25 protein-coding genes are annotated in these 25,181 nt (G+C 41.7%); 13 read left to right on the top strand and 12 right to left on the bottom strand.

Annotated elements, in window-relative coordinates; translation table 11 throughout:
• Position 1: 1 nt before the first annotated feature.
• The 3 genes from HMPREF9064_RS09935 to HMPREF9064_RS02185 all read left to right on the top strand — a co-directional run bounded on the left by HMPREF9064_RS09935 (position 2) and on the right by HMPREF9064_RS02185 (position 2,331).
• A complete protein-coding gene (locus HMPREF9064_RS09935; protein ID WP_006719211.1) occupies positions 2–190 on the top strand; it encodes a hypothetical protein in 189 nt (62 codons plus the stop codon).
• Positions 191–230: 40 nt separating this feature from the next.
• Positions 231–821: a Slam-dependent surface lipoprotein gene (locus HMPREF9064_RS09635; RefSeq protein WP_006719210.1), complete on the top strand. Its 591-nt coding sequence runs from the start codon at positions 231–233 to the stop codon at positions 819–821.
• 70 nt (positions 822–891) lie between these two features.
• Entirely contained in the window at positions 892–2,331 is a 1,440-nt protein-coding gene (locus tag HMPREF9064_RS02185) for a surface lipoprotein assembly modifier (RefSeq protein WP_006719209.1), read from the top strand.
• Positions 2,332–2,482: 151 nt separating this feature from the next.
• On the opposite strand, the gene HMPREF9064_RS02190 is transcribed toward HMPREF9064_RS02185, so the two are convergent.
• The 4 genes from HMPREF9064_RS02190 to focA all read right to left on the bottom strand — a co-directional run bounded on the left by HMPREF9064_RS02190 (position 2,483) and on the right by focA (position 7,643).
• Positions 2,483–3,346 (bottom strand): DMT family transporter, encoded by an 864-nt coding sequence (locus tag HMPREF9064_RS02190; RefSeq protein ID WP_006719208.1) that lies wholly within the window; start codon positions 3,344–3,346, stop codon positions 2,483–2,485.
• Positions 3,347–3,488: 142 nt separating this feature from the next.
• The gene (gene pflA / locus HMPREF9064_RS02195; RefSeq protein WP_006719207.1) at positions 3,489–4,229 is read right to left on the bottom strand and encodes a pyruvate formate lyase 1-activating protein; all 741 of its coding nucleotides are present in this window, start codon (positions 4,227–4,229) and stop codon (positions 3,489–3,491) included.
• Between the two features lie 163 nt (positions 4,230–4,392).
• Complete coding sequence (gene pflB / locus HMPREF9064_RS02200; protein ID WP_006719206.1) at positions 4,393–6,705, bottom strand: formate C-acetyltransferase; 2,313 nt, start codon at positions 6,703–6,705, stop codon at positions 4,393–4,395.
• Between the two features lie 86 nt (positions 6,706–6,791).
• Positions 6,792–7,643 (bottom strand): formate transporter FocA, encoded by an 852-nt coding sequence (gene focA / locus HMPREF9064_RS02205; RefSeq protein WP_006719205.1) that lies wholly within the window; start codon positions 7,641–7,643, stop codon positions 6,792–6,794.
• A gap of 309 nt (positions 7,644–7,952) precedes the next feature.
• Between focA and hinT the strand changes: the two genes are divergently transcribed.
• The 5 genes from hinT (at position 7,953) to HMPREF9064_RS02230 (ending at position 14,125) form a co-directional block, all read left to right on the top strand.
• Positions 7,953–8,303, top strand: a complete 351-nt coding sequence (gene hinT, locus HMPREF9064_RS02210) for a purine nucleoside phosphoramidase (protein ID WP_032997967.1) — start codon at positions 7,953–7,955, stop codon at positions 8,301–8,303.
• Positions 8,303–8,656 carry a YcfL family protein gene (locus HMPREF9064_RS02215; RefSeq protein WP_006719203.1) on the top strand — a complete coding sequence of 118 codons (354 nt, stop codon included), beginning with the start codon at positions 8,303–8,305 and terminating at the stop codon, positions 8,654–8,656. Before hinT ends, HMPREF9064_RS02215 begins: the two co-directional genes overlap by 1 nt.
• Position 8,657: 1 nt before the next feature.
• On the top strand, positions 8,658–9,704 hold the full coding sequence (nagZ, locus tag HMPREF9064_RS02220; RefSeq protein ID WP_006719201.1) for a beta-N-acetylhexosaminidase: 1,047 nt from the start codon (positions 8,658–8,660) through the stop codon (positions 9,702–9,704).
• 1 nt (position 9,705) lies between these two features.
• The gene (rlmC, locus tag HMPREF9064_RS02225; protein ID WP_006719200.1) at positions 9,706–10,881 is read left to right on the top strand and encodes a 23S rRNA (uracil(747)-C(5))-methyltransferase RlmC; all 1,176 of its coding nucleotides are present in this window, start codon (positions 9,706–9,708) and stop codon (positions 10,879–10,881) included.
• Positions 10,882–11,110: 229 nt separating this feature from the next.
• Positions 11,111–14,125: a TonB-dependent siderophore receptor gene (locus HMPREF9064_RS02230; protein WP_006719198.1), complete on the top strand. Its 3,015-nt coding sequence runs from the start codon at positions 11,111–11,113 to the stop codon at positions 14,123–14,125.
• A gap of 77 nt (positions 14,126–14,202) precedes the next feature.
• Here the strand turns inward: HMPREF9064_RS02230 and pfkA are convergent, their stop codons facing one another.
• The 5 genes from pfkA to ung form a co-directional block, all read right to left on the bottom strand.
• The gene (gene pfkA / locus HMPREF9064_RS02235) at positions 14,203–15,168 is read right to left on the bottom strand and encodes a 6-phosphofructokinase (protein ID WP_006719197.1); all 966 of its coding nucleotides are present in this window, start codon (positions 15,166–15,168) and stop codon (positions 14,203–14,205) included.
• A gap of 62 nt (positions 15,169–15,230) precedes the next feature.
• Positions 15,231–16,151 carry a cation diffusion facilitator family transporter gene (locus tag HMPREF9064_RS02240; protein WP_006719196.1) on the bottom strand — a complete coding sequence of 307 codons (921 nt, stop codon included), beginning with the start codon at positions 16,149–16,151 and terminating at the stop codon, positions 15,231–15,233.
• Entirely contained in the window at positions 16,151–16,711 is a 561-nt protein-coding gene (locus HMPREF9064_RS02245; protein ID WP_032998197.1) for a hypothetical protein, read from the bottom strand. Before HMPREF9064_RS02245 ends, HMPREF9064_RS02240 begins: the two co-directional genes overlap by 1 nt.
• Before the next feature lie 5 nt (positions 16,712–16,716).
• A complete protein-coding gene (yaaA, locus tag HMPREF9064_RS02250) occupies positions 16,717–17,493 on the bottom strand; it encodes a peroxide stress protein YaaA (RefSeq protein ID WP_006719194.1) in 777 nt (258 codons plus the stop codon).
• 31 nt (positions 17,494–17,524) lie between these two features.
• Complete coding sequence (gene ung / locus HMPREF9064_RS02255; protein ID WP_032997965.1) at positions 17,525–18,193, bottom strand: uracil-DNA glycosylase; 669 nt, start codon at positions 18,191–18,193, stop codon at positions 17,525–17,527.
• A gap of 297 nt (positions 18,194–18,490) precedes the next feature.
• Here ung and grcA point away from each other — a divergent pair, with 297 nt between their 5' ends.
• Complete coding sequence (gene grcA / locus HMPREF9064_RS02260; RefSeq protein ID WP_006719191.1) at positions 18,491–18,874, top strand: autonomous glycyl radical cofactor GrcA; 384 nt, start codon at positions 18,491–18,493, stop codon at positions 18,872–18,874.
• Between the two features lie 446 nt (positions 18,875–19,320).
• A complete protein-coding gene (locus HMPREF9064_RS02265) occupies positions 19,321–19,542 on the top strand; it encodes a putative quinol monooxygenase (protein WP_006719190.1) in 222 nt (73 codons plus the stop codon).
• Positions 19,543–19,714: 172 nt separating this feature from the next.
• On the opposite strand, the gene hchA is transcribed toward HMPREF9064_RS02265, so the two are convergent.
• Positions 19,715–20,578 (bottom strand): glyoxalase III HchA, encoded by an 864-nt coding sequence (hchA, locus tag HMPREF9064_RS02270; protein WP_006719189.1) that lies wholly within the window; start codon positions 20,576–20,578, stop codon positions 19,715–19,717.
• A 127-nt stretch (positions 20,579–20,705) separates the two neighbouring features.
• Here hchA and HMPREF9064_RS02275 point away from each other — a divergent pair, with 127 nt between their 5' ends.
• Positions 20,706–21,608: a LysR family transcriptional regulator gene (locus HMPREF9064_RS02275; RefSeq protein ID WP_050540572.1), complete on the top strand. Its 903-nt coding sequence runs from the start codon at positions 20,706–20,708 to the stop codon at positions 21,606–21,608.
• Between the two features lie 31 nt (positions 21,609–21,639).
• Here HMPREF9064_RS02275 and HMPREF9064_RS02280 read toward each other — a convergent pair whose 3' ends face one another.
• On the bottom strand, positions 21,640–22,680 hold the full coding sequence (locus HMPREF9064_RS02280) for an LLM class flavin-dependent oxidoreductase (RefSeq protein ID WP_006719187.1): 1,041 nt from the start codon (positions 22,678–22,680) through the stop codon (positions 21,640–21,642).
• A gap of 11 nt (positions 22,681–22,691) precedes the next feature.
• The gene (locus HMPREF9064_RS09930) at positions 22,692–22,880 is read right to left on the bottom strand and encodes a zinc-binding dehydrogenase (protein WP_255345154.1); all 189 of its coding nucleotides are present in this window, start codon (positions 22,878–22,880) and stop codon (positions 22,692–22,694) included.
• A 244-nt stretch (positions 22,881–23,124) separates the two neighbouring features.
• Between HMPREF9064_RS09930 and HMPREF9064_RS09700 the strand changes: the two genes are divergently transcribed.
• A complete protein-coding gene (locus HMPREF9064_RS09700; RefSeq protein WP_006719186.1) occupies positions 23,125–23,355 on the top strand; it encodes a hypothetical protein in 231 nt (76 codons plus the stop codon).
• Positions 23,356–23,375: 20 nt separating this feature from the next.
• Entirely contained in the window at positions 23,376–25,172 is a 1,797-nt protein-coding gene (lepA, locus tag HMPREF9064_RS02285) for a translation elongation factor 4 (protein WP_006719185.1), read from the top strand.
• The last annotated feature ends 9 nt before the right edge of the window (positions 25,173–25,181 follow it).

The raw sequence follows: 25,181 nt of genomic DNA, 5'->3' as shown, positions 1-25,181 counted from the left end.
TATGAAAAACTCAATTGTTAAATTCACTTTAACTACACTAGCCGTGTTAACTTTGGCTGCTTGTGGAAGTGGCGGTGGTGATAGCTCACCATCATCTTCTTCTGTGAATAATACTCAAAAACAACAAGCGGAATCTGTTAAACCTACAGTACCGTCACAGCCGACGACACCAGAGAAAAAAAACGACTAAAGAAAATCAAAGTACAGATGAAAAATCTACAGGAGGTGCTTTGGTCATTTCAGGTCAGGATGACAAAGTTCAAGTTAAAAATGTTGTGCTTACTGATTCAAATATAAAGGAATTAAGCATTGATGGGCGTAGAATTAAACTAGCTTATCCTGGAATTTATGCAGATGGTTGGCAAATTGTAAATGGTACAAACGTTTGCTGTGGAAAATATGAAAATGTTCGTATTGGTGCTGTTATGAGCCAAGGCCCTGGAGAATCTGATATTATCTTCTACAATGGCATTCCAACAAAAAATATGCCTCAGAGCGGTTCTGTGTCCTACAAAGGAGATAGCATCATTTCTGGGGCTGATATTAATGATGAAGATTATGTATCTGGAAAATCTAACTTTACTGTGAACTTTGATAGCAAAAAACTTAGTGGTTCTATTACCGCAAATTCAATGTCTGCAATTAACGTAAATGCTGATATTTCAGGCAATAGTTTTAAAGGTACGGCTAAATCTTCCCAATTTACTTCAGAAGGTAAAGTTGAAGGTAAGTTTTATGGAAATAACGCGGCTGAATTAGGTGGTTTAGCTAAAGGGAATGACAATTCCTGGGGAGCTGCTTTTGCTGGTAAGAAACAGTAATCTCCCATAATGAACAATAAAGCAAGCCATGTGCTTGCTTTATTTATTTTGAGTATACGGTTAAAACGATATGATGAAATTACCCTTATTCTTTAGTGTGATTGGTGCATTGGTGTCAATTTCGGTGGCTGCAGAAGTTGCTACACCGAAGAGCGCCTCACCCGAAGAACGATTAAAGCTTGCTACCCCTCGATTGCCTCAACATGAAACAGTGGAAGAATCTACTTCAAAAGAAAATACGCTTTCTATTACGAAAGAAGAACTTGCTAAACGACCTGATTTAATTATCCGCGGATTGATCCCTGCATTGTTGCAAAATAATGTGGACGTGGTGGCATTGCTGTTTCCGTTATATCAGCAGCAACAACCGGCGCAACAAGATCCGTTTTTGCTGGCTTGGGGGGAAGCTATGATGGCAACGCATCAAGGGGATTATGCATCGGCGGTGCAACAATACCGTGAATTATTTGCGAAACGTCCTGAAATTTTGCAGTTGCGTTATCAATTAGCCCATGCGTTGTTTTTGAATAACGATAATGAAGCGGCGAAAGATCAGTTCCAAAAACTCCGTGCGGAGGTGAATGATACTTCATCACAGCAGATGATCGACCAGTATTTGATTGCGATTAACCAACGAGATCAGTGGAAAATTAACGGTGGTATCAGTTTTTTAAACGAATCCAATATTAATAATGCGCCCAAAGCGGGCACCCGTATTGGGGCGTGGAAAGCTTGGGAGAGAGAACAGGCGCATGGGTTGTCTTATTATGTTGGTGCCGAAAAAAAATGGTCGTTGCCTCATCAGTTTTTTGCAAAACTGGTGTTAGATGGGCAAGGCAAATATTATTGGGATAACAAAAAATATAACGAATTTAATGCTCGAATCGGTGCCGGTTTGGGTTATCACACGGCAAATACCGAACTCTCTTTCCTGTCTTTCACTGAGCGACGTTGGTATTCCGGCGGTTCTTCCGGCAGTGATGCCATGAAACAATATTCTAAAAATTCCGGTGTGCGTGTTGATGTGATTCATTGGCTCAATAAATCATGGCAAATTTCGACCGCACTTGAATATGGTGAGCAACGTTATGCCTCGCGTAAACATTTAAATGGCAATAATTATTTGTGGTCGAATACGCTCTTATTTTTGCCTTACAGCGGACAATATTGGTATATTGGTGCGGATTATAATCGCGAAAATACGCGTGATCTCGATAACGCCTATCAACGTAAAAATGTACGTTTAGGTTGGGTGCAAGAATGGCCGTTGGGCATTTCCAGTCGTCTTTCTGTCGCTTATGCAAGACGGGCTTATAAAGGTGAAGATTTACTTGGCATTCGTCAAAAAAACAACGAATATCAAACTAATGTCACTTTATGGCATCGTAACGTGTATTTTTGGGGCATTACGCCGAAAATTACCTGGTCTTACCAAAAAAATGACAGCAATCATCCATTTTATCGCTATGATAAAAATCGGATTTATTTAGAAATGAGTAAAACGTTTTAAGGCGTTTTAATAAAACGGATGAATATATTGTAAAAAATTTATTGGTACTGAATTTAACTAAATTAGTTTAGCTATTTATTTACTATATTCATTCCATTCATTATATACCTCTTGAAATACAATAGCCGAGAGTTGCTAATAAACCTACAGATTAACTTGCACGGCGTAGCAAACGCGGATAAATGCTGGAAATTAGGGTAGTACTGACGACGGCTAAAATGCCTAACCAAGAAAGCGGGCTGATGTTTTCACCGAGTAATAACACGGCCAATATAATGGCAAATACCGGTTCTAGGGAAACTAAAATGCCGGCGAGATTGGAATCAACACTGTTAATGCCTTTATTCCATAGATAATAAGCAAGCCAACTACAACCGATCCCGATATACAGCAACCCAGCGAGCCCCAGCCAGTTCCAATGAATTTCCCAGCTTTGCGTCAGCCATAGGGTGAATGGGAGGCAAGTAATGGTGCCGAGCACGATGCTACTGGTGGTGTAAACTTGCGCGGTCAGTTGCACAATAATTCTTTGTGTCCAGCGCAGACAAGCTGCAAATACGATGCCGGCGAGTAACACTAAACTGCAACCGAAAAGGCTAATATTGCCGGTTTCTTCTCCCCCATAAATTAATAATACAACGCCTAAAAATGCAACGAGTCCGAAGATCCAATGATGTGTTTTGGCTTTGTCGCCGAAGAAAAAGTGTCCGATAAGTACCACGAGGAAAGGTTCTAAACCGAGCATTGTAGAGGCACTGGACGCAGATGTATGGCTTAATCCGATGAATTGTAAAAGGAAAATAGCCGGATAATTGAGAAACCCAAGCCACCACACTTGTGGGCGAACTGTTTTGGGAACACGCTTCCAAACTCGTACAAACATCGGGAAAACAATAAAGCTGGCGATGATCAGACGCATTTGTACCATTAACACCGGATCTAGCATCGAATAGGTGTATTTGCCGGCAACAAAAGAGCTGCTCCATAAAAACAGCGCAATGAGAATGTAGCGCATAAGAAATCCTTGAGGAAGTAGATTAGAGATTATTGTAGTGCGCTTTTAACGTAGCGTAAATGTGAAAGGCGTTTTATTTATGGTTTAAAAGTGCGGTCATAAAAAGGAATGTTTTTTGAAGATCGGGTTGCCCCGATCCAACTTAATATTTGACGATATGACCGTAGCCTTCGAGGATGTTTTTGATGTGCTCTAGAGATTCTTTCGTTGGCGGGTTTACCTCTTCCAATTCATATTTTTCCCCCATGGCTGCCCATTTATGTGCGCCAAGACGGTGATAAGGAAGGAGTTCTACTTTTTCAATGTTTGTCATACCTTCGATAAATTGACCGAGTAAATGTACGTCATGGTCAGAATCTGTATAGCCCGGCACGACAACATAACGAATCCAAACCGGTTGGTTACGTTTTTGTAAATATTTGGCAAATTCGAGCGTACGCTTATTGGAAACGCCAATAAGGTTTTGATGTACTTGATCGTTGAGCTCTTTTAAATCAAGTAAAACGAGATCTGTTGCATCAATGAGTTCATCAATCACATGATCGTAATGACGTACAAAACCGTTAGTGTCTAAGCAGGTGCTGATACCTTCTTTTTTACAGGCTTGGAACCAATCACGCACGAATTCCGCCTGTAAAATTGCCTCACCACCGGAAGCTGTCACACCACCGCCTGACGCATTCATAAAATGACGATAGCTGACCACTTCTTTCATCAGTTCTTCCACAGTAACTTCTTTGCCACCATGCAAATCCCAAGTATCGCGGTTATGACAATACTTACAGCGCATTAAGCAGCCTTGCAAAAACAGAATAAAACGAATGCCCGGGCCGTCAACGGTGCCACAGGATTCATAAGAGTGGATTCTTCCTACAACTGACATGTATTCCTCAATAAATCGTCACGTTATTCGTTAAAAGTGCGGTCGTTTTTGTAAATGTTTTTAATGACCTAGCTATGTTTACAAAATTGGGATGTCCCCAAAAAAATCAGACCGCTTACCTTGCGGTAAGCGGCTGAAATATTAACACACTTTTATCACGAAATTACATTGATTGTGTAAATGTACGGGTGATAACGTCCTGTTGTTGCTCTTTGGTTAACGAGTTGAAACGTACGGCATAACCGGAAACACGAATGGTTAATTGCGGATATTTTTCCGGATTTTCCATCGCATCTAACAACATTTCACGGTTCATCACGTTAACGTTCAAGTGTTGACCGCCTTCCACTTCCGCTTCGTGGTGGAAGTAACCGTCCATTAAACCGGCAAGATTGCGTTTTTGTGCTTCGTATTCTTTACCTAAGGCATTTGGTACGATAGAGAAGGTATAAGAAATACCGTCTTTCGCGTAAGCAAATGGTAATTTAGCCACAGAAGTTAAAGACGCTACCGCACCTTTTTGGTCACGACCGTGCATTGGGTTTGCACCCGGTCCGAATGGTGCGCCAGAACGACGACCGTCCGGTGTATTACCGGTTTTCTTACCATATACCACGTTAGAAGTGATAGTAAGTACAGACTGTGTCGGAGTTGCGTTGCGATAAGTTTTGTGGGTTTGAATTTTCTTCATGAAACGTTCAACTAAGTCACAGGCGATGTCATCTACGCGAGGGTCGTTGTTACCAAATTGCGGATATTCACCTTCGATTTCAAAGTCAATAGCGACATTAGATGCCACAACCTTGCCCTCTTTATCTTTGATATCGCCACGAATTGGTTTGACTTTCGCGTATTTGATTGCAGCTAAAGAGTCGGCTGCAACGGAAAGTCCTGCGATACCGCAAGCCATAGTGCGATAGACATCACGATCATGGAATGCCATTAATGCGGCTTCATAAGCATATTTGTCATGCATGAAGTGGATGATGTTCAAGGCGGTCACATATTGTGTTGCCAACCAATCCATGAAACTGTCCATGCGGGTCATTACGGTGTCGAAATCAAGCACTTCATCTTTGATTGGTTCGGTTTTCGGACCGACTTGCATACCGTTTTTCTCATCGATACCGCCGTTGATTGCGTATAGCAAGGTTTTTGCCAAGTTCGCACGGGCACCGAAGAATTGCATTTGTTTACCCACTACCATTGGTGATACACAACAAGCAATCGCATAGTCATCACTGTTGAAATCCGGACGCATTAAGTCATCGTTTTCATACTGTACTGAGGAAGTATCAATAGACACTTTGGCACAGTAACGTTTGAATGCTTCAGGTAATTTTTCAGACCAAAGGATAGTTAAGTTTGGTTCCGGAGATGGGCCCATAGTGTAAAGGGTATGTAAAATACGGAAGCTATTTTTGGTCACTAATGTACGACCGTCTAAGCCCATACCACCAAGGGTTTCGGTTGCCCACATTGGGTCACCGGAGAACAATTGATCGTATTCAGGAGTACGTAAGAAACGTACCATACGAAGTTTCATGACTAAGTGGTCGATTAATTCTTGTGCTTCTTGTTCGGTGATTTTGCCGTTTTTCAAATCACGTTCGATATAAATATCTAAGAAGGAAGAAATACGACCGAAAGACATTGCCGCACCGTTTTGTGATTTCACCGCTGCTAAGTAAGCAAAGTAAGTCCATTGAACAGCTTCTTGTGCGTTAGTCGCCGGGTTAGAAATATCGAAACCATAAGAGGCTGCCATTTCTTTCATTTTGCCTAATGCGCGATGTTGTTCAGCAATTTCTTCACGTAACTGAATAGTCGCTTGAATGTCTTCACCACGTTCTAGTCTTGCTTGGAGTGAGTCGAATTGTTTTTTCTTATCGGCCATTAAATAGTCGATACCGTAAACGGCTAAACGACGATAGTCACCGATAATACGACCACGACCGTAAGCATCCGGTAAACCGGTTAACACGCCTGATTTACGGCAACGAAGGATATCCGGTGTATATACATCGAACACACCTTGGTTATGGGTTTTACGATATTCAGTGAAAATATGTTCTACTTCAGGATCTAATTGACGACCATAAACTTCACAAGAGCCTTTAACCATTTTGATACCACCGTATGGCATAATGGCCCGTTTTAACGGGGCATCAGTTTGAAGACCAACGATTTTTTCTAATTCTTTGTTGATATAGCCAGGTTTGTGAGAAGTGATGGTTGATGGGTTGTCTGTGTCAAAATCTAACGGCTCGTGCGTTTTGTTTTCGATTTTGATTCCTTCCATGACTTTATCCCACAACGCAGTTGTTGCAGGGGTTGCATCGGCTAAGAAAGATTCATCTCCTTCATACGGTGTATAGTTTTTTTGGATAAAGTCACGCACGTTGACTTCATTTTGCCAATCACCACCGACAAAACCTTCCCAAGCCTTTTGTTGAGCTTCTGTTAATTGAGTCATAACATTCCTCTTTTAGATTATTGATAAAAATAAACCTGTTTAGGAAGGAAACGAACGACTTAGGTTTCCTTCCTTTTGTGAACCGATTAATGAGGTCGGTTGATTGACCATAAGGCCAATCCAATACAACAACCACCGCCAACAATGTTCCCCAATGTCACCGGAATTAAATTCTTCACCACAAAATGATAAAGATCTAAATCCGCGAACTGTTGAGGATCGATATTAATTGCTTGCCAAAATTCCGGGGCGCTAAAGTGTGCGGTCATAATTCCCATTGGGATCATAAACATATTCGCTACACTGTGCTCGAATCCTGAGGCAACAAACAAAGCAATAGGTAAAATCATAATAAATGCTTTATCTGTTAATGTTTTTCCTGCGTAGGTCATCCAAATGGCAATACACACCATCACATTACACAAGATCCCCAAACAAAAAGCTTCAAACCATGTGTGGTGAATTTTATGTTGAGCAGTCGTTAAAATAGTGAGTCCCCACTGCCCATTGGCTGCCATTGTTTGACCTGCAAACCAAATAAGAAAGACAATAAAAAGTGCGCCAACGAAATTGCCGAAATAAACCACTATCCAATTTCGCAGCATTTGAAAACTACTAATTCGTCCGCTTACACGGGCGACAGTTGTCATGGTTGATGAGGTGAATAATTCAGAGCCGCAAACCACGACCATAATCACGCCAAGAGAGAATACAATTCCGCCAACCAACTTGGTTAATCCCCACGAAGCACCGACATTTCCTGTTTGTGTTGTGGTGTAGAAAACAAATGCTAAAGCGATAAACGCGCCCGCCGGAATTGCAGAGAAAAAGGATAAAATCTGTTTCTTAGTGGCCTTATAAACGCCGACGTCTTCGCCAATTTGGCTTATTTCTGCCGGAGAGACCATACACGTTGTTTTGGACGTTTCGGTATTCATTTCAGAATTCCTTTTTTATAATTTGACCCAGTAAATACCGCCGTTCGCAACGTTGTATTACAAAAAAAGACCTAGAAACTTAAAAAAATTTGAAAATTTATAAGCTTTGTTAATTATATTTTCTTTCCCCCGCAAAGTAAAAATATTTCTCCTTTTTAATGCGAGAATTTTGTTCTTTGTCAATAATTAGATCGGTGTAGTAAACAGCCTTTCTCGATGACATCAAAGATGGTCTGATAAATTGCTATTTTAGTGGTTTTCTGTTAAAAAGTGCGGTCACAAAACGCAATATTTTTTAAGGAGAAAATCATGGCAGCAGAAACTATTTTCAGCAAAATTATCCGCAAAGAAATTCCTGCGAATATCGTTTATCAAGATGAACTTGTCACCGCATTTCGCGATATTGCACCACAAGCCAAAACCCATATTTTAATCATTCCAAACAAGCTCATTCCAACTGTAAACGATGTGACCGAACAAGATGAAGTGACCTTAGGTCGTCTGTTCACGGTTGCGGCTAAACTTGCTGCACAAGAAGGCATTGCGCAAGACGGTTATCGTTTGATTGTCAACTGTAACAAACACGGCGGACAAGAAGTGTTCCATTTACATATGCATCTCGTTGGCGGTGAGCCTTTAGGTAAAATGTTGGATAAATAATGAAAAAGTCTATTTCCCTTTTTTTTGTGACCGCACTTTTAGCGGGATGTAGCGCAAAGGCACCGACGTTATTAAATACGCAAAGCCCGATTTTAAACATTGAAGCCCCAGCAGCAGAAAGGCTGGAAGCGAGTGTTGATCGTGACAGTGCTTGGGTCAAAAATAAAACCGAACAGCCGGTCAACTTGGCTTACCGTCTGTTTTGGTATGACAAACACGGGGTGACCGTGACGGCTGAAGAGCCTGCTATTTGGCATAGGTTGGCATTGCAACCGCTGCAAAAACAACCGCTCACATTGGCTCGACCAACGGCGAATAGCGTCAATTACCGCTTATATCTCCGCTTAAACTAAAATGTCTACACTACTCATTGACTTAGCCGGTTACGAGCTGGAAAAAGAAGAAATCGAATTATTGGAACACCCTCTCGTGGCGGGATTGATTCTTTTTACTCGTAATTTTCACGACCGTGCGCAATTACAAGCGTTGATTCAATCTGTGCGACAAAAGGTGAAAAAGCCCTTGTTGATTACAGTGGATCAAGAAGGTGGGCGAGTACAGCGTTTTCGTGACGGCTTCACCCAACTTCCTGCAATGCAGGCGTTTTCCGCACTGATTGAAGATCCTATTGAACAACGGAAGATGGCATTTGAAGCCGGCTGGCAAATGGCGGCAGAGATGACCGCACTTGATATCGATTTGAGCTTTGCGCCGGTGTTGGATCTTGGACATCAATGTAAAGCCATCGGCGATCGCAGTTTTGGTTGTGAAATAAAAAGTGCGGTGAATTTAGCCAGCAATTTTATTCGCGGTATGCATCAAGCTGGCATGGCTGCAACGGGAAAACACTTTCCGGGACATGGTCATGTGATTGCTGATTCTCATTTAGAGACGCCTTATGATGATCGCAGTCAGGAAACTATTTTCAGTCACGATATTCAGCCGTTCCAGCAACTTATCGAACAAAATCTGCTACAAGCCATTATGCCGGCCCATGTGATTTATTCGCAATGTGACAACCAACCGGCGAGTGGCTCTAAATATTGGTTACAAGACATCTTGCGTGCTCAACTGAATTTCAACGGAGCCATTTTCTCTGACGATCTTGGCATGAAAGGGGCAGGATTCATGGGCGATTTTGTGGCGCGTAGCGAACAGGCGCTTAACGCAGGTTGCGATTTGTTGCTCCTTTGTAATGAACGGGACGGTGTTATCCAAGTTTTAGACAATTTAAAACTCTCAGAAAAACAACCGCACTTTTTGTTGCGCCAAAAGCGCCTACAAAGCCTATTCAAACGCAAAAAACTGACTTGGCCGGAACTGGAATGTGCCCCCCGTTGGTTGGAAAATCGTCAAAAACTAACTGCACTTCAACAGCAATGGCTGGCAGCGAAAAATTAATATGATGCAATGTGAACATTATCAACGAGGCGATTGTCGTTCTTGTCAATGGTTGGAATTGCCCTATGCCGTTCAACTGGAACAGAAAACGGCACATTTGCAACAGCAGTTGCAGGGTTTAGAAACGTCTCATTTGATTTGGTTTGCCCCTTTTCAATCTGCCCAAGAAGGGTTTCGCAACAAAGCCAAAATGGTCGTCAGTGGCGCAGTTGAACGCCCAATCCTCGGGATCTTGCCGAACCCGTTGGCGCCACAAAGTGCGGTGGATTTATGCGATTGCCCACTTTATCCACAACGTTTTCAAGCTATCTTTCCTCTTCTTAAAGATTTCATCGCACGCGCAGGCCTTGTGCCGTATAACGTGGCAAAGCAAAAAGGCGAATTGAAACATCTTTTATTGACAGAAAGCCAACACAGCCACCAACTCATGTTGCGCTTTGTGTTACGTTCGGAAGCCAAATTGCCGTTGATTCAACGTGAACTGGCGGGATTGCGTCAAAAATTGCCGCAACTTGCCGTCATTAGCGTGAATATCCAGCCGCAAAATGCCGCAATTCTCGAGGGTGAAAAAGAGATTTTCCTGACGGAACAACACACCTTACCCGAAAGGTTTAATCAGATTCCGCTTTTTATTCGTCCGCAGGGGTTCTTTCAAACTAACCCGCAGGTTGCTGAAGGGTTATACGGCACGGCACAACAATGGATAAAAGACCTGCCCATTCGTCAACTTTGGGATTTGTTCTGTGGTGTGGGCGGTTTCGGGTTACATTGCTTGAAAGCCTTGCAAATGCAGAACACGGAGCAACAAATTCACCTCACCGGCATTGAAATCTCCGCTTCTGCCATTGCCGCCGCGAAACTATCGGCACAGCAACTCGGATTGGAGAAGCAAGTTCATTTTCAATCTTTAGATGCGGCAAATTTTGCCTTGGCTCAAGCAGACAAACCCGATCTGGTTATCGTCAATCCCCCTCGTCGCGGCATTGGTCAATCGCTTGCTGAATTTCTCAATGAAATGCGACCGCACTTTATTTTGTATTCCAGTTGCAATGCCGAAACCATGGGCAAAGACTTGCAATCCCTTACCCATTATCAAATGGAAAAAATCCAACTGTTCGATATGTTCCCACATACGTCGCATTATGAGGTGTTAGTGTTGTTGAGATTGACGCCTTAACGTAATGTTTTGTTGATTTAGCTATTAGTGTTACTGAAAAAATAAACCGTTTTTAGGCTCACAAGTGAAGCTTGCAGGTGCTTTTAGCTATATTTTTGCTCTATAGGCCATACTGTCCTTTTGTATAAAAAGATATTTTATGAATAGTCATTTGGTTATCTTTTTTCTTTTCTATAAGAATAATAATTGTTATCATTAAATAAAAACAATTCTTATTTAGGAGCCAAAAATGCATCAATCTCGTCTTTCACCCCCATCTTATTTCCGCCTTAGCCTACTTTCTATTTCTTTATTTTGTACTTGCCAAACCGCGTATACGGAGGACAGTTTAGAGCAGATTAATGTTATTGAAGAAACTGATACTAATACCACTGAGGGTAGTCGTGGCTATACAATTAAGTCGATGAAAACAGCTACTGGACTAAAAGTTTCCGGTAAGGATACGCCACAATCTGTTAGTGTGATTACCAAAAAGCAATTAGATGACAAAGCTATTCATACTCTTGAAGAAGCAATGAAGAATACCACTGGTGTTAATGTTGTACGTGATTCAGGGTTACAAACTCGTTTTCTTTCCCGTGGTTTTTATGTAGATCAAATTGGTGAAGATGGTATTACGACTAATGTAGGTGGGCGTTCAGGTTATACCGCCAAAATAGACGTTTCTCCTAGCACGGATCTAGCGATTTATGATCATATTGAAGTTGTGCGTGGCGCGACAGGATTGACCCAGTCTAACTCTGAGCCTGGCGGCACAATTAATTTGATTCGAAAACGGCCTACAGACAAATTCCAACACCTAGGCGAAATAACGGTCGATCACCGAGGTAGTACCCGTACGGTACTGGACGTTTCCGGAGGTGTAAATCAAGATAATAGTATTCGTGCCCGTTTAGTTGGTGTAGGGGAAAAAGCAAAGTCTTTTAAAGATAATGTGCATGGTAAAAAAGGGCTAATTTATGGTGTCGCTGACGTGGATTTAGGCAATGTTGGCGTGTTAACCTTAGGCGGTATGTATCAGAAAATTAATGAAGTGCCGGATTTTTCTGGCGTGATATTACCTTGTGAAAATCCCCAAGTTGCTCCTTTTGCCTCCCGCCCGGCATGTAATAATCCAGTAAAACTTCCTCGAAATACCTATTTAGGACAGAGTTGGTCTCGTTTGAAGGGTGATAAATATAACTTATTTGCTAATACCAAATTTGTTTTTGATAACGATTGGGAGTTTAGTATTGAGGCGTCCTATACAAAAAATAATTCAGATGCAAAAGTTGGGCAATTTTTTATCAAAGATGAACATGCTGCCGGTTTGTCCGGTTCTGACGCGCAAGGATTTCTAACCGAGAAAGGTGAAATTATTCCTTTTGAGCCAAAAGACCAAGCACTTAAAAAATTAAAAGAATATCGTGACCAAGCAAAGAAAGAATATGAGCAACGTAAGGCAGATTATGCTCAAAATCAATTTAACCAAGGCGACTTTAATCAATATAGAAACGATCGGCTTGCAGCTCGTAAGAAAGGGTTTGATCAATGCATGAATGATATAGGTCTTGATTTTTTATGTAATGATTGGGCTGATCCTGGTATTGATAAAGATAAACAAGAATATATTGATAAAAAATTACAAGAAGCAGGTATTACTAACGATGCAGAAAATCGTTTTTCAAACTATCTCTACAATAGAGCTTATAACAATAAGGGTACAACTAACCGAAAATTTACATTCGCACCAATTCGACATATTAAAAAGGACGAACAATACGGGATTAAATTGAATTTAACCGGGCACTATAATCTTTTTGAACGAGACCATGATTTTTATGTAGGTTATGCTTATAACCATGAAAATATTCAATCAGATTTTGTTGAAATTTTTCAGAAACGTTATCGTATAAGTACTATTGATGAGGTTGGTCAAGTGCATCAGCATTTAGCCGGTCGTTGTGTTCCTAATGAGCAAGGAAATTATTATTCTCCAACCGATAAAAATCTTCCTGAACCGGATTGGGACAAGCATGATGAAAAAGGTGACCATATGCTTTATACACCAGATTGCCAACATGCTTATAAAATTAAAGTCGATAAAGACGGTAATATTTTGTATGAATTAGATAAAAATGGGCAAAAAATTCCGGAACGTGATAGTAACGGTAACATTAAGTATAAAAATGGTGCTTACGGAAATCCAAATGAAATTGTTTATAAGATGTTAAAGGAGCCGGATGACCATGTTTTAGCTCGCTATAACTATGCTAAATATTTCAATAAAAATGAAACACATGCAGTTATTTTGAGCACTCGTTTTAATGCAACGGAACGCTTCCATTTATTAGGTGGTGTGCAGTTTACCCATTTTGAGACCTCACAACGCAAAGAAACGCCGGTTTATAATGGTGAGCCAGCGACGCGCTATCAATCGCAATCAAATATTGATAAGGATAATGAGCACTATACTGCCAAAATGAAGGGGCATCATTTTACACCGTATGTTGGTATTACTTATGATTTGACGAATGAGCAGAGCCTTTATGCAAGTTATACTAAGATTTTTAAACAACAAGACAACGTAGATATTACCAGTAAAACGGTTTTACCTCCGTTAATTGGCACAAACTATGAAATCGGTTGGAAAGGTTCCTTCTTTGATAATCAGTTAAATAGCTCTTTGGCTTTATTTTCTGTTGAGCAAAAAAATCGTACTGTTGTTGATTTTGGATATATACCGGGAAAAAATGGCGCTGTCGGGTCATTCCAGACCATCGCAAAACCAATCGGACGCGTTGTTAGCAAGGGGTTTGAATTAGAGTTGGCTGGGAATATAACAGAAAATTGGCAACTTTTTGCAGGCTACACTTACAATAAAAGTAAATATAAAAATGCGGAAGAGATTAATAATGAACGGGCAAAAGGCGCTAAAGATCCTTACAACTTTAGTAATTTTACACCTGTTCAGATGTTTCGACTTGCCACCAGTTATCGAATTCCAAGTAGCAAATGGACGATTGGGGCCGGTATCTCTGCACAGAGCCCGACGAGTAGCTTATATGGCATTAAACAAGCAGGTTATACTCTGTTTGATGCCAATATTCAGTACGAGTTTAATCACCACGCCAAACTCAGTTTGATTGGAACGAATTTAGCGGATAAAACTTACTTTGAAAATAACTATAATCGTACCCGCGGGATGAATAATTTCTACGGACGCCCGCGTACTGTCATGATGAAATTTGATTGGCAGTTCTAACGAAATAAACAAAAAGTGCGGTCAAAATCCATTGTGTTTTTTAACCGCACTTTTGTTTTGGCTAAAAATAATAGTATTTAGTCTAAACGTTTAAACATCTTTAACCAATCTGCCTTGAATTCACGGCGCATATTATTGATAGCATCGATAATATCGTGGTGAACCAGCTGTTCATTTTGAATCCCTACACAATAACCGCCTTTGCCTTGAAGCAATAAGTCGATAGCATAGACCCCCATGCGGGAACCGAGGATACGGTCAAATGCACATGGTGTACCACCACGTTGGATATGGCCTAAAATGGTAGCGCGGGTTTCATGATGAACGCGATCTTCGATTTCTTTCGCTAATTCGTTTACGTCGCAGATTAATTCGGTGATCGCAATAATTGCATGACGTTTGCCTTTGATGATGCTACGTTCAATTTGGCGAATCAGTTCTTCGCGGTTAAATTCCACTTCAGAGGCCACAATGTATTCGCATCCGCCGGCAATCCCTGCAGAAATAGTGAGATCGCTGCAGTGGCGGCCCATGATTTCTACGATTGAAATACGTTGGTGGGAACTGGAGGTGTCACGTAAACGGTCTATAGCTTCAACCGCAGTTTGTAATGCGGTTTGGTAGCCGATGGTATAGTCGGTGCCGGCAACGTCGTTATCGATTGTGCCAGGAATACCAACGCATGGGAAACCGTGTTCTTCGGTCAATAATTTCGCCCCCATGTAGGAACCATCCCCGCCGATAACGACGAGAGCATCAATGCCGTGAGAACGTAAAATGTCGGCACATTTTGCCCGCACTTCAGGATCTTTAAATTCCGGGAAGCGAGCGGAACCTAAACAGGTACCACCACGGTTGATGATGTCGGATACACTGTAGCGGGTTAATTGCTTAATGTTGTTGTGGTATAAGCCATAATAGCCGTCATAGATACCATAAACTTCCAACCCTTCAGACAACCCTGCGCGAACCACTGCGCGAATTGCCGCGTTCATGCCCGGTGCGTCACCACCACTTGTTAGTACTGCAATTTTTTTAATCATAAGTTATCCCTTACATAAAGTTTTAATTTAAAAATCGGTTGTTTAGGTTAAACGTGCTCGAATTATAGCATTTTTTTTATGTGCTGCATTTCTTGTTGTACAACAAATGTGGGTTCCGGATGGATCACAATATCGCTGTGCGGGAACGTTATTTTTAACCGTGTTTCCAAATGTTCGGTGATGTCATGCGCTTCGATAAAAGACAGTTCATCCGCCAATTCAAGATGAAATTGAATAAAACGAATCGCGCCGGAACGACGGGTGCGTAACGCATGAAATCCGAGAATGCGCGGATCTTGGGCGATTTCTTGGTTAAGTACCGCGTTAATTTGTTCAATTTCCTCTGGCGGTAACATTTGATCAAGCAATAACTGCGTTGAACTAAACAGCATTTTGGCCGCATTTAATAAAATATAAAGGGAGATTAAAATCGCAAAAACCGCATCTGCCCATAACATACCGTGTACACTCAAGCCTAAGGAAATCAAAATGGCAAAGTTCATGAGCAAATCTGTTTGATAATGCAGTCGATCCGCTTTAATTGCCGGGCTATCTGTTTGTTCAATTACGCGTCCTTGGTACCACACTAATAATAGTGTCGCAAAAATGGAAAATACAGTGACCAACATACCAAGTATTGTATTGTTCAAGGCTTGCGGGGAATTAAAACGGTGTATGCCTTGCAGTAACAGGAAAATCGCCGAACCGGAGATAAACGCGCTTTGCACCAAAGACGCTAGGGATTCTGCCTTACCGTGTCCAAAAGAGTGATTGTGATCCGCAGGCATTAAAGCGAAACGCAAAATCAGCATGCTCATGAACGAAGCCAATAAATCCAACATGGAATCGGTGATAGAGGCGAGCATACTCACCGAGCCTGTTTGCCACCAAGCGATGCCTTTCACGATAATCAACACTAAGGCGGTGATAATGGAAAAATGCGCCGCCTTTTTGACTTGAGCGGAATATTCAGAGGCAGGCATTACGCTTTACACCCCAACAGCCAATTTGCTTTGCTCAGTTGTTTCATTTCTTTTTCAACCAAATATTTTTTCAAATGGTTGACTACACGTTTGCTGTTCATGTTGCCGAGTTTGTAATTTTTCGGAATTTTTAAGGAATACTGATATTGCACAAAACCACAAAATGGCAATTCCTTGCCTTTCGCCATGTCGATTTGCCAATCTTTGTTTTGTTCGGATGGCTCATAAATCACATAGGCGTATAACGTTTCGTCTTGACTATAAAGCTGAAAATTTTTCACGCCGGTGTTGGTATAAACCCGCTTGCGCAAATCAATCCGTTGTTGCAAGGTACGGTTTTGAAAGTTGCGATCGAGCAAAATCTCCACCGCACTTTGCCATTCTTTCGGTGTTTCGCCCGGCAATAGATAAACATAACGAGCAACACTGCCCAAATCCTGTTGGGTAGCCAGTTGATAGGTTTTATCGTTGTGTTGAATTCTTTGTGGCACGTCTAATTGTGAGTTGGAAACGCATGCTGTTAGGAAAAGTGCGGTCAAAATAACAAGTGTTTTTTTCATCATGTTTATTCCGCCAAATCCCGTTTAAAGACAAATTCCGTTTTAGTCGATGCCGCGCTGTCAAACCAGTAGCCGCCAAGGTCGAATTCCTTGAGCTGTTCTACGTCGCTAATGCGATTTTGAATGAGGTAACGACACATTAAGCCGCGTGCTTTTTTAGCATAGAAGCTAATCACTTTATACTTCCCATTTTTGTTATCTAAAAATACCGGTTTAATGATGTTAGCTTTGAGCTTGTGTTCTTGCACCGATTTGTAATATTCATCAGATGCCAAGTTAATGAGTGTACCGTTTTGCTGATCGATCGCTTGTTGCAATACAGGCGTAATGACATTATGCCAGAACGCATATAAATCCTTGCCTTTCGGGTTAGCGAGTTTTGTCCCCATTTCCAAACGGTATGGCTGGATTAAATCGAGTGGCGTTAATAAGCCATATAAGCCGGATAAAATACGCAAGTGTTGCTGGGCAAATAACACATCTTCTTCGTTGAGAGATTCAATGTCTAATCCCGTGTAAACATCGCCTTTGAACGCATAAACCGCTGCTTTGGCATTGTGTTCGTTATGGTTTTGTTGCCATTCGGCAAAACGGGCGGCATTGAGTCCGGCGAGTTTATCGCTGATTAACATTAATGAACCGATGTCTGCCGGTGTCAGTTCACGACAAATATCGATCAGCTGCTGGCTTTGCGCTAAAAAGTTCGGTTGAAAATGCGGAAGTTTTTTGGGCACTGCATTCTCAAAATCTAATGTTTTTGCGGGAGAAATAATCGCTAACATAAAAATTCCTGTAATGGTTCTGATAACAACGCTAAAGCGCGCTTAATTGCCAATTAATCGGGGCAATACCATGTTGTTGTAAATAGGCGTTGGCTTTTGAAAAATGGTGGCAACCGAAAAATCCGCGATGAGCAGACAGCGGTGATGGATGCACGCTGGTTAAAACACAATGTTTTTGGCGATCAATAAATTGCCCTTTTTTCTGTGCCGGGCTACCCCATAATAGAAAGACCAGATTTTCGCGATGTTGATTTAAGGCTTCAATGACTTTATCCGTAAAGATTTCCCAACCCCAATTCGCGTGGGAATGGGCCAAACCTTGTTCTACGGTTAATACCGAGTTAAGCAACAACACGCCTTGTTGCGCCCATTCCACTAAATAGCCATGATTTGGCATCTGAAAGCCTTCGATGTCATTGGACAATTCTTTATACATATTTAACAAGGACGGTGGTGGTTTGACACCGGGTTTAACGGAAAAGGATAAGCCGTGCGCTTGATTTGGCCCGTGGTAAGGATCTTGCCCTAAAATCACCACTTTGACCTGTTCGAATTCTGTTAATTTAAAGGCATTGAACACGTCCGGTGCCGGCGGGTAAATAATTTTCCCCAGTTCCCGTTCTGCATGTACACGTTGCAACACTTGTTGAAAATAAGGCTGTTGTTTTTCCTGCCCAATGACATCTGTCCAGGTTTTCATCATGGGGTTCCCATCTAATTTTGCGTAGCGGGAATTATAATGAAGCCATCGTGAAATTCATAGCAATAAGCGTGATTTGTTTGTTATCAAGATGTAATTATATAGGGCTTGTTTTGTTAAATTACGTATACCTAGAATGGATTATCTTTGATATGTGTCAAATATTGAAAATGAATTAAAAAAAGACTTCGGTTCTATATCAAATTAAAGTCAAATTAATTTGAAAACTTCAAAATTTTTGATAAAATCCGCGCAGTTCAATTAATATACAGAAAAGCCAAATTTAGGAGGCATTTTATGATTAAAGGTATCCAAATTACCCAAGCGGCTAATGACAATCTTTTAAACTCTTTCTGGTTGTTAGATAGCGAAAAAGGTGAAGCACGTTGTTTATGTGCAAAAGGTGATTACGCAGAAGATCAAATCGTAGCAGTAAGTGAATTAGGTCAAATCGAATACCGTGAATTACCGGTAAATGTTGCACCAACTGTTAAAGTAGAAGGCGGTCAACACTTAAACGTGAACGTATTACGTCGTGAAACATTAGAAGATGCGGTAAAACACCCTGAAAAATATCCGCAATTAACTATCCGTGTTTCCGGTTATGCCGTGCGCTTTAACTCGTTAACCCCTGAACAACAACGCGATGTTATTACCCGTACTTTCACTGAAAGTTTGTAATTTCATATTAAGTAAAAAGAACCCCCGATAAATTCGGGGGTTTTGCTTTTTTCCCCCATGTTTTCCGATCATTCAATATGACCACTTGGGCAGTGAAAATAAACGGAAAGTATAGGGTACTGTCAGAAACGAAACTTACGTTTAATCCGTGGGTAATAAATTACCCATGGTTAGGCATAGTTGCTCACTTTTGGGGAACTTGCAGTTTGTAAAATAATTATGGATATGAAACCTTATGTTTAAGAAAAAATCAATAGCATTAAACCATGATACATTTTCTATTCCTGAAGATGATCTATTAGTTACTGGCGCACCTGTTGGCTAGTATGCCATAGTTATGCCGCCCCCCCCCACAAACCAAAGACGCAAAACAGGTGTGAACGTGTTAAAGTAAAAAATGTTGTTTTTTTCCACAGCTCTTTTTAACCCTTGAATTTACAATCCAAGTGCAACAAACGAATGAAACCCGTCCCAATTTGGTCATTGTGAACGTGAAGCCGTCGGAAAATGAGAAATTTAAAGCCATGGTGTTGCCGGAAATGACGCAATCCCTGAAAGTGGAGCCGGGTGTGTCGGCGATGCATGTCGCTACGGTGAAAGAACAACCGAGTCGTTGGGTGTTCTTTGAAATCTACGCCAACGATGAGACTTATACGGCACACCGATGAGATGTTGCAGGATAAGCAAAGTATCGAAATCCGTCCGACCTATTTGGACTACAAAGGCAGCTTGGTTTTTAATGTAAGTGGCAGATAAGCTTGCACAAACGTAAAAAGTGCGGTCGAAATTCATGGTGTTTTTCGACCGCACTTTATGTTATTTCAAGAAGGAGAAGGGCGATTAAGCGACGGCTTTTAACAACTCCTCGGCAGCTAAAATGCCTAAATTGTTAGACGCAAGTGGGCTGTCGCCGGTGAGCACGTTGCGGTCTTTGTTCACTTGACCTGTAATGCCTTCGTTCAATACTTTCACGCCTAAAGATTCTAAGCGTTCAGCCAATAACCATTGTAATTTACCCGGAATGTAGCCGATATCCACGTTTGAGCCTTCGTCTAATGCATCTGGGAACACACAGATTTCATAACCTTTGAATGGGAAATCTTCAGGTTTTTCGCCTACGCTTGCTGCTAAGAATGCCGCAGGACCATGACATAAGCTGATGATATATTTATCATTTGCAAACGCCCAATTTAACACCGCTTTCACATCGTTACTGAACGGAAGACCGTGTAATGCTGCGTGACCACCCGGGATCAACACACCTAAATATGGTGAATCTTCCGCTGTGACTTCCGCCAAAATATCCGCTAATTTATGTGGATTTTTGAATTTCGGCAAGTAAGTTTCGTATAAGCCCATCACCGCTTCATCTTCGGTTGGCATCGCCCACATTTCAAATTTTACCGAGTTACCTGAAAGGGTTGCCACTTCAATTTCAAAACCAGCGTGGTGAATATGCAACATTGGCAACATCGTTTCCACAGGGTGGTTACCCGTTGAAAATAATTTGCCGTTTTTCATTTCTAAATAGCGTTCGTCAGAAGCCACCATTAAAATTTTGTATTTGCCACCTGTGTAAGGTTTGTCGAATTTAAAACCGTCGAAATCCGTTTTTTTCGCCACATATTGGCTTAATGAGTATTCTGATGGGAAAAATGCGTTATGTTCTGCACGGTCTGCTACTGGGCTTTTTAAATCTGCCATTTTTTTCTACTAATGTTAAAAGAATGTTTAAAAAAGATTGTTTGTTGTAATGGAGGCATTATATCCTAGTCTTTCAATTTGAAAATTAATAGAATAAGAATAAACTATTCTGAAAAAAGGAATAATGATGAATAAATTAGAAGCTCTTCGTTATTTTTGCTCCGCTGCGGAAACCCTTAATTTCCGTGAAACCGCTCAACGCCTTGCCGTTTCGCCCCAAGTAGTCACGAGAATGATTGCCGATCTCGAAACGTTATTAGGCGAAAGCCTGTTCAAGCGTAACACTCGAAACATCAAACTCACCGAATTTGGCGAGCAATTTTTACCGAAAGCGACGCAATATTTGGCGAAAGGCGAACAGCTATTTGCTAAAAACAATGTAAAAGAAAAAGCAATGCAAGGTGTAGTTCGGATTACCCTGCCGCCGATGCCTTACAACGATGAAATTCTGTTTGAATTATTGACCGCACTTGAGCCCTACCCCGACATTGCGATTGATTGGCGGGTGGGCATTGATAAGCTCAAAAGTGTAGATGACCAAATTGACATTGGCTTGCGAATTTGCCAAGAACCTGAGTTGGATTGGGTGGCGCAGCATATCTGCACTTTTTCGGAAAAAATTGTCGCCTCGCCCGCCTTACTCAAGCGATTGGATTTCCCTAAAGATTTACAAGATTTAGCCCAAAATTATCCACTGAGTGGTTTGATTGACCCCAAACTGAAACGTATTTGGCAATGGCAAATCAACGCTGAACAACGTTTTATGCCCAACAGAGCGATATTCTTCGCCTCTGACGTGCAAAGCGAATTGCAATCAGCTCTCGCTGGTCGCACTTGTTCTTATCTTATCAACAGTGTTTGTGATCCCTATTTAGAAAATGGTCGATTGGTGGAACTCTTCCCCGAAATTGAAAAGCAAAAATGGCAGCTTTATTTATACCGACCATATCAAACGATTGTTGCCGAGCGGGTGATATGGGTGTATAACAGGCTGAAAGAGATCTTGTTAGCAAAAATAGTTCAGACATAAAAAATGGCGAGATAATCTCGCCATTTTTGTTTCACGATTGCTTATCCACAATCGCTTTCAACATCGTGTAAGATTGGGCTTGTTTTTGCTCATCAAAAATATAGCTCACTGCCATAATTTCATCAAAATGCACCCGTTCGCGTAATTGCTTGAGTTGAAATTCTACGCTTTCAGGACTACCAATAAGCGAACAAGCGGTCATTTGTTCTACTACGGCACGTTCTTGGTTGTAAATCGGGATTTCCTCGAAATCGACTGGACCAAAGTGCGGTTTCTTTTGAGCGTGCATTTGAGCTTTCCAAACATCTTCCTCTGATGCCAAAGGCGGTTGTAAATTTTGTTGCACGTTAGTGACCACATTTAAGAAAAATAGTGTTTGTGTTGTCGCCAGTTGTCTCGCTTCATTATCGGTTTCGGCAACAATCGCGTTCACACCTAAGATGACATAAGGCTCAGTAAGATAGGTAGAGGGTTTGAAGTTTTTGCGATAAATCTCCACAGCCATTTCCATCATGCGTGGTGCAAAGTGTGAAGCAAAGGCATAAGGCAAGCCAAGCTCTGCCGCAAGATAGGCACTTTCGGTGCTGGATCCTAAAATATAAAACGGTATATCCAAGCCTGCGGAAGGGTAAGCTGAAACAGGATTGCTATCTTTAAAGTAACCTCGAAGTTCCGCGATTTCCGCAGGGAAATCCAGACTGTTTCGTCCACGACGAAGTGCTGCAGCCGTTTGCATATCCGTTCCTGGTGCACGGCCTAAACCGAGTTCAACACGGTTTGGATAAAGCGTCTCCAGTGTGCCATATTGCTCAGCCACCACATAAGGCGAATGATTCGGTAACATCACGCCACCTGAGCCCACGCGCAAGGTCTTCGTATTGGCTAGCGTATGCTGAATTAAAAGTGCGGTCGCTGAACTCACCAAATTTTTCATATTATGATGCTCAGCAATCCAATAGCGTTCAATGCCAATGCGCTCCGCGTGTTTTGCAAGATTCACCATCGAATCGACCGCTTGCAAATAAGTTTGTCCTTCACGAACAGGGGCAAGATTGAGAATAGAAAGTTTCATGGTGTTTCTCCTTATTGATTGAGCAAAGTGAAATCCAACATCACTTTCCCAATATGCGTGCCTTTGTCCATTTCTATATGGGCTTTTGCTACGTCTTTAAAATCAAATACTTGATGAATAATCGGTTTGCCGATTTCACCGTTGCCGAGTTTTTCCCAGAGCTCGTTAATTCTAACCGCTCTTTGATGATTTACTTGTATTATACGCTGACTATCATGAGTTAAAATGCATAAAATGCGAATAAACTATTCTGAAAAAAGGAATAATATAAATGAACCGGATACTCTGCGCTCTTTTTGCGTCGCCTGCGAAACCTTCAATTTTCGTGAGACTGTGCAGCGTTTGGCGACGTCTTTGCAAGTGGTAACTCGCACGATCACCGAGTTGGAAGAATTGCTGGACGAAAGACGGTTTTAACGCAGCTCACGGAATATCCCCCCGAATTTGGCAAAATTTTTTCCGAAAATCACGCAATTTCCGGCGGAAAGCAAGCGTTTATTTGCTTCCCCAAAATTAAGCGAGAAAGCGATGTATGGTGTGGTGTATATCATCTTGCCGCCAATACCGCATAACGATCAAATGTTGTTTGAATTACTGACCGCACTTCCCTTTTCTTTTCTAGCGATTTCCACGCTTTTCGGGTACAATCCGCCAGTTAAATTTAATGACTTTTGAATGAGAAAACTGACTGATTTATGAAGAATATTCGCAACTTTTCTATTATTGCCCATATTGACCACGGTAAATCCACCTTATCTGATCGTTTAATTCAAACCTGTGGGGGACTTTCAGATCGTGAAATGGAAGAGCAAGTGCTCGATTCTATGGATTTGGAGCGCGAACGCGGGATTACCATCAAGGCACAAAGCGTAACGCTGAACTACAAAGCCAAAGATGGCGAAACCTATCAACTGAATTTTATCGACACACCGGGACACGTTGACTTTTCTTATGAAGTATCTCGCTCTCTTGCGGCTTGTGAAGGGGCATTATTGGTAGTCGATGCCGGACAAGGTGTAGAAGCACAAACGTTGGCAAACTGTTACACCGCTATCGAAATGAACTTGGAAGTGGTGCCGATTTTAAACAAAATTGACTTGCCGGCGGCCGATCCTGAACGTGTTGCGGAAGAAATTGAAGATATTGTGGGAATTGATGCCATGGAAGCCGTGCGTTGTTCGGCTAAAACGGGCGTGGGCATTGAAGACGTATTAGAAGAAATTGTTGCCAAAATTCCGGCACCGGAAGGTGACCCAAATGCGCCATTACAGGCATTGATTATTGACTCGTGGTTTGATAATTATTTGGGCGTGGTGTCTTTGGTTCGTATTAAAAACGGCACGTTACGCAAAGGCGACAAAATCAAAGTGATGTCCACCGGCCAATCATATAACGTCGATCGTTTGGGGATTTTTACGCCGAAACAAGTGGATACCACTGTATTAAATTGCGGTGAAGTTGGTTGGGTCGTTTGTGCCATTAAAGATATTTTAGGCGCACCGGTAGGAGATACCTTAACGCTACACAATAATCCGGCAAGTTCCGTTTTACCGGGCTTTAAGAAAGTTAAACCGCAGGTTTACGCCGGCTTATTCCCGGTCAGCTCTGATGATTATGAAGCATTCCGTGATGCGCTTGGTAAATTAAGTTTAAATGACGCCTCCTTGTTCTATGAACCGGAAAATTCCACCGCACTTGGCTTCGGTTTCCGCTGTGGTTTCCTTGGGCTGTTGCACATGGAGATTATTCAAGAACGTTTAGAGCGTGAGTACGATTTAGATTTAATCACGACGGCACCAACCGTGGTCTATGAAGTGGAATTAACCAATGGTGAGGTAGTCTATGTGGACAGTCCGTCAAAACTGCCGCCGTTAAACAATATTGCTGAAATTCGTGAACCCATTGCGGAATGTAACATGTTGTTGCCACAAGCCTATTTGGGTAACGTGATTACATTGTGTGTGGAAAAACGTGGGGTGCAAACGCACATGGTGTACCACGGTAATCAAGTGGCGTTGACTTACGAAATTCCGATGGGCGAAGTGGTGTTGGATTTCTTTGACCGCCTCAAATCCACTTCTCGTGGTTATGCTTCTTTAGATTACGGTTTCAAACGTTTCCAAGCAGCGGATATGGTTCGCGTGGATATTATGATTAACGGTGATCGTGTAGATGCGTTAGCGTTAATTGTACATAAAGACAATGCACCGTATCGCGGTCGTGAATTGGTAGAAAAAATGCGTGAACTCATTCCACGTCAACAATTTGATATCGCGATTCAAGCTGCGATTGGTAACCACATTATTGCCCGCTCCACCGTGAAACAATTGCGTAAAAACGTGTTGGCAAAATGCTATGGTGGTGACGTCAGCCGTAAGAAGAAATTATTGCAAAAACAAAAAGAAGGTAAGAAACGGATGAAACAGCTCGGTAACGTGGAAGTGCCGCAGGAAGCGTTCTTAGCCATCTTACATGTAGGAAAAGATAAATAAGGAAGTAGC

It is taken from the genome of Aggregatibacter segnis ATCC 33393 (genome assembly GCF_000185305.1).
Taxonomy (GTDB): domain Bacteria; phylum Pseudomonadota; class Gammaproteobacteria; order Enterobacterales; family Pasteurellaceae; genus Aggregatibacter; species Aggregatibacter segnis.
Note: the sequence above shows the minus strand (reverse complement) of the source record. Positions and strands in the feature narration are given on the sequence as shown.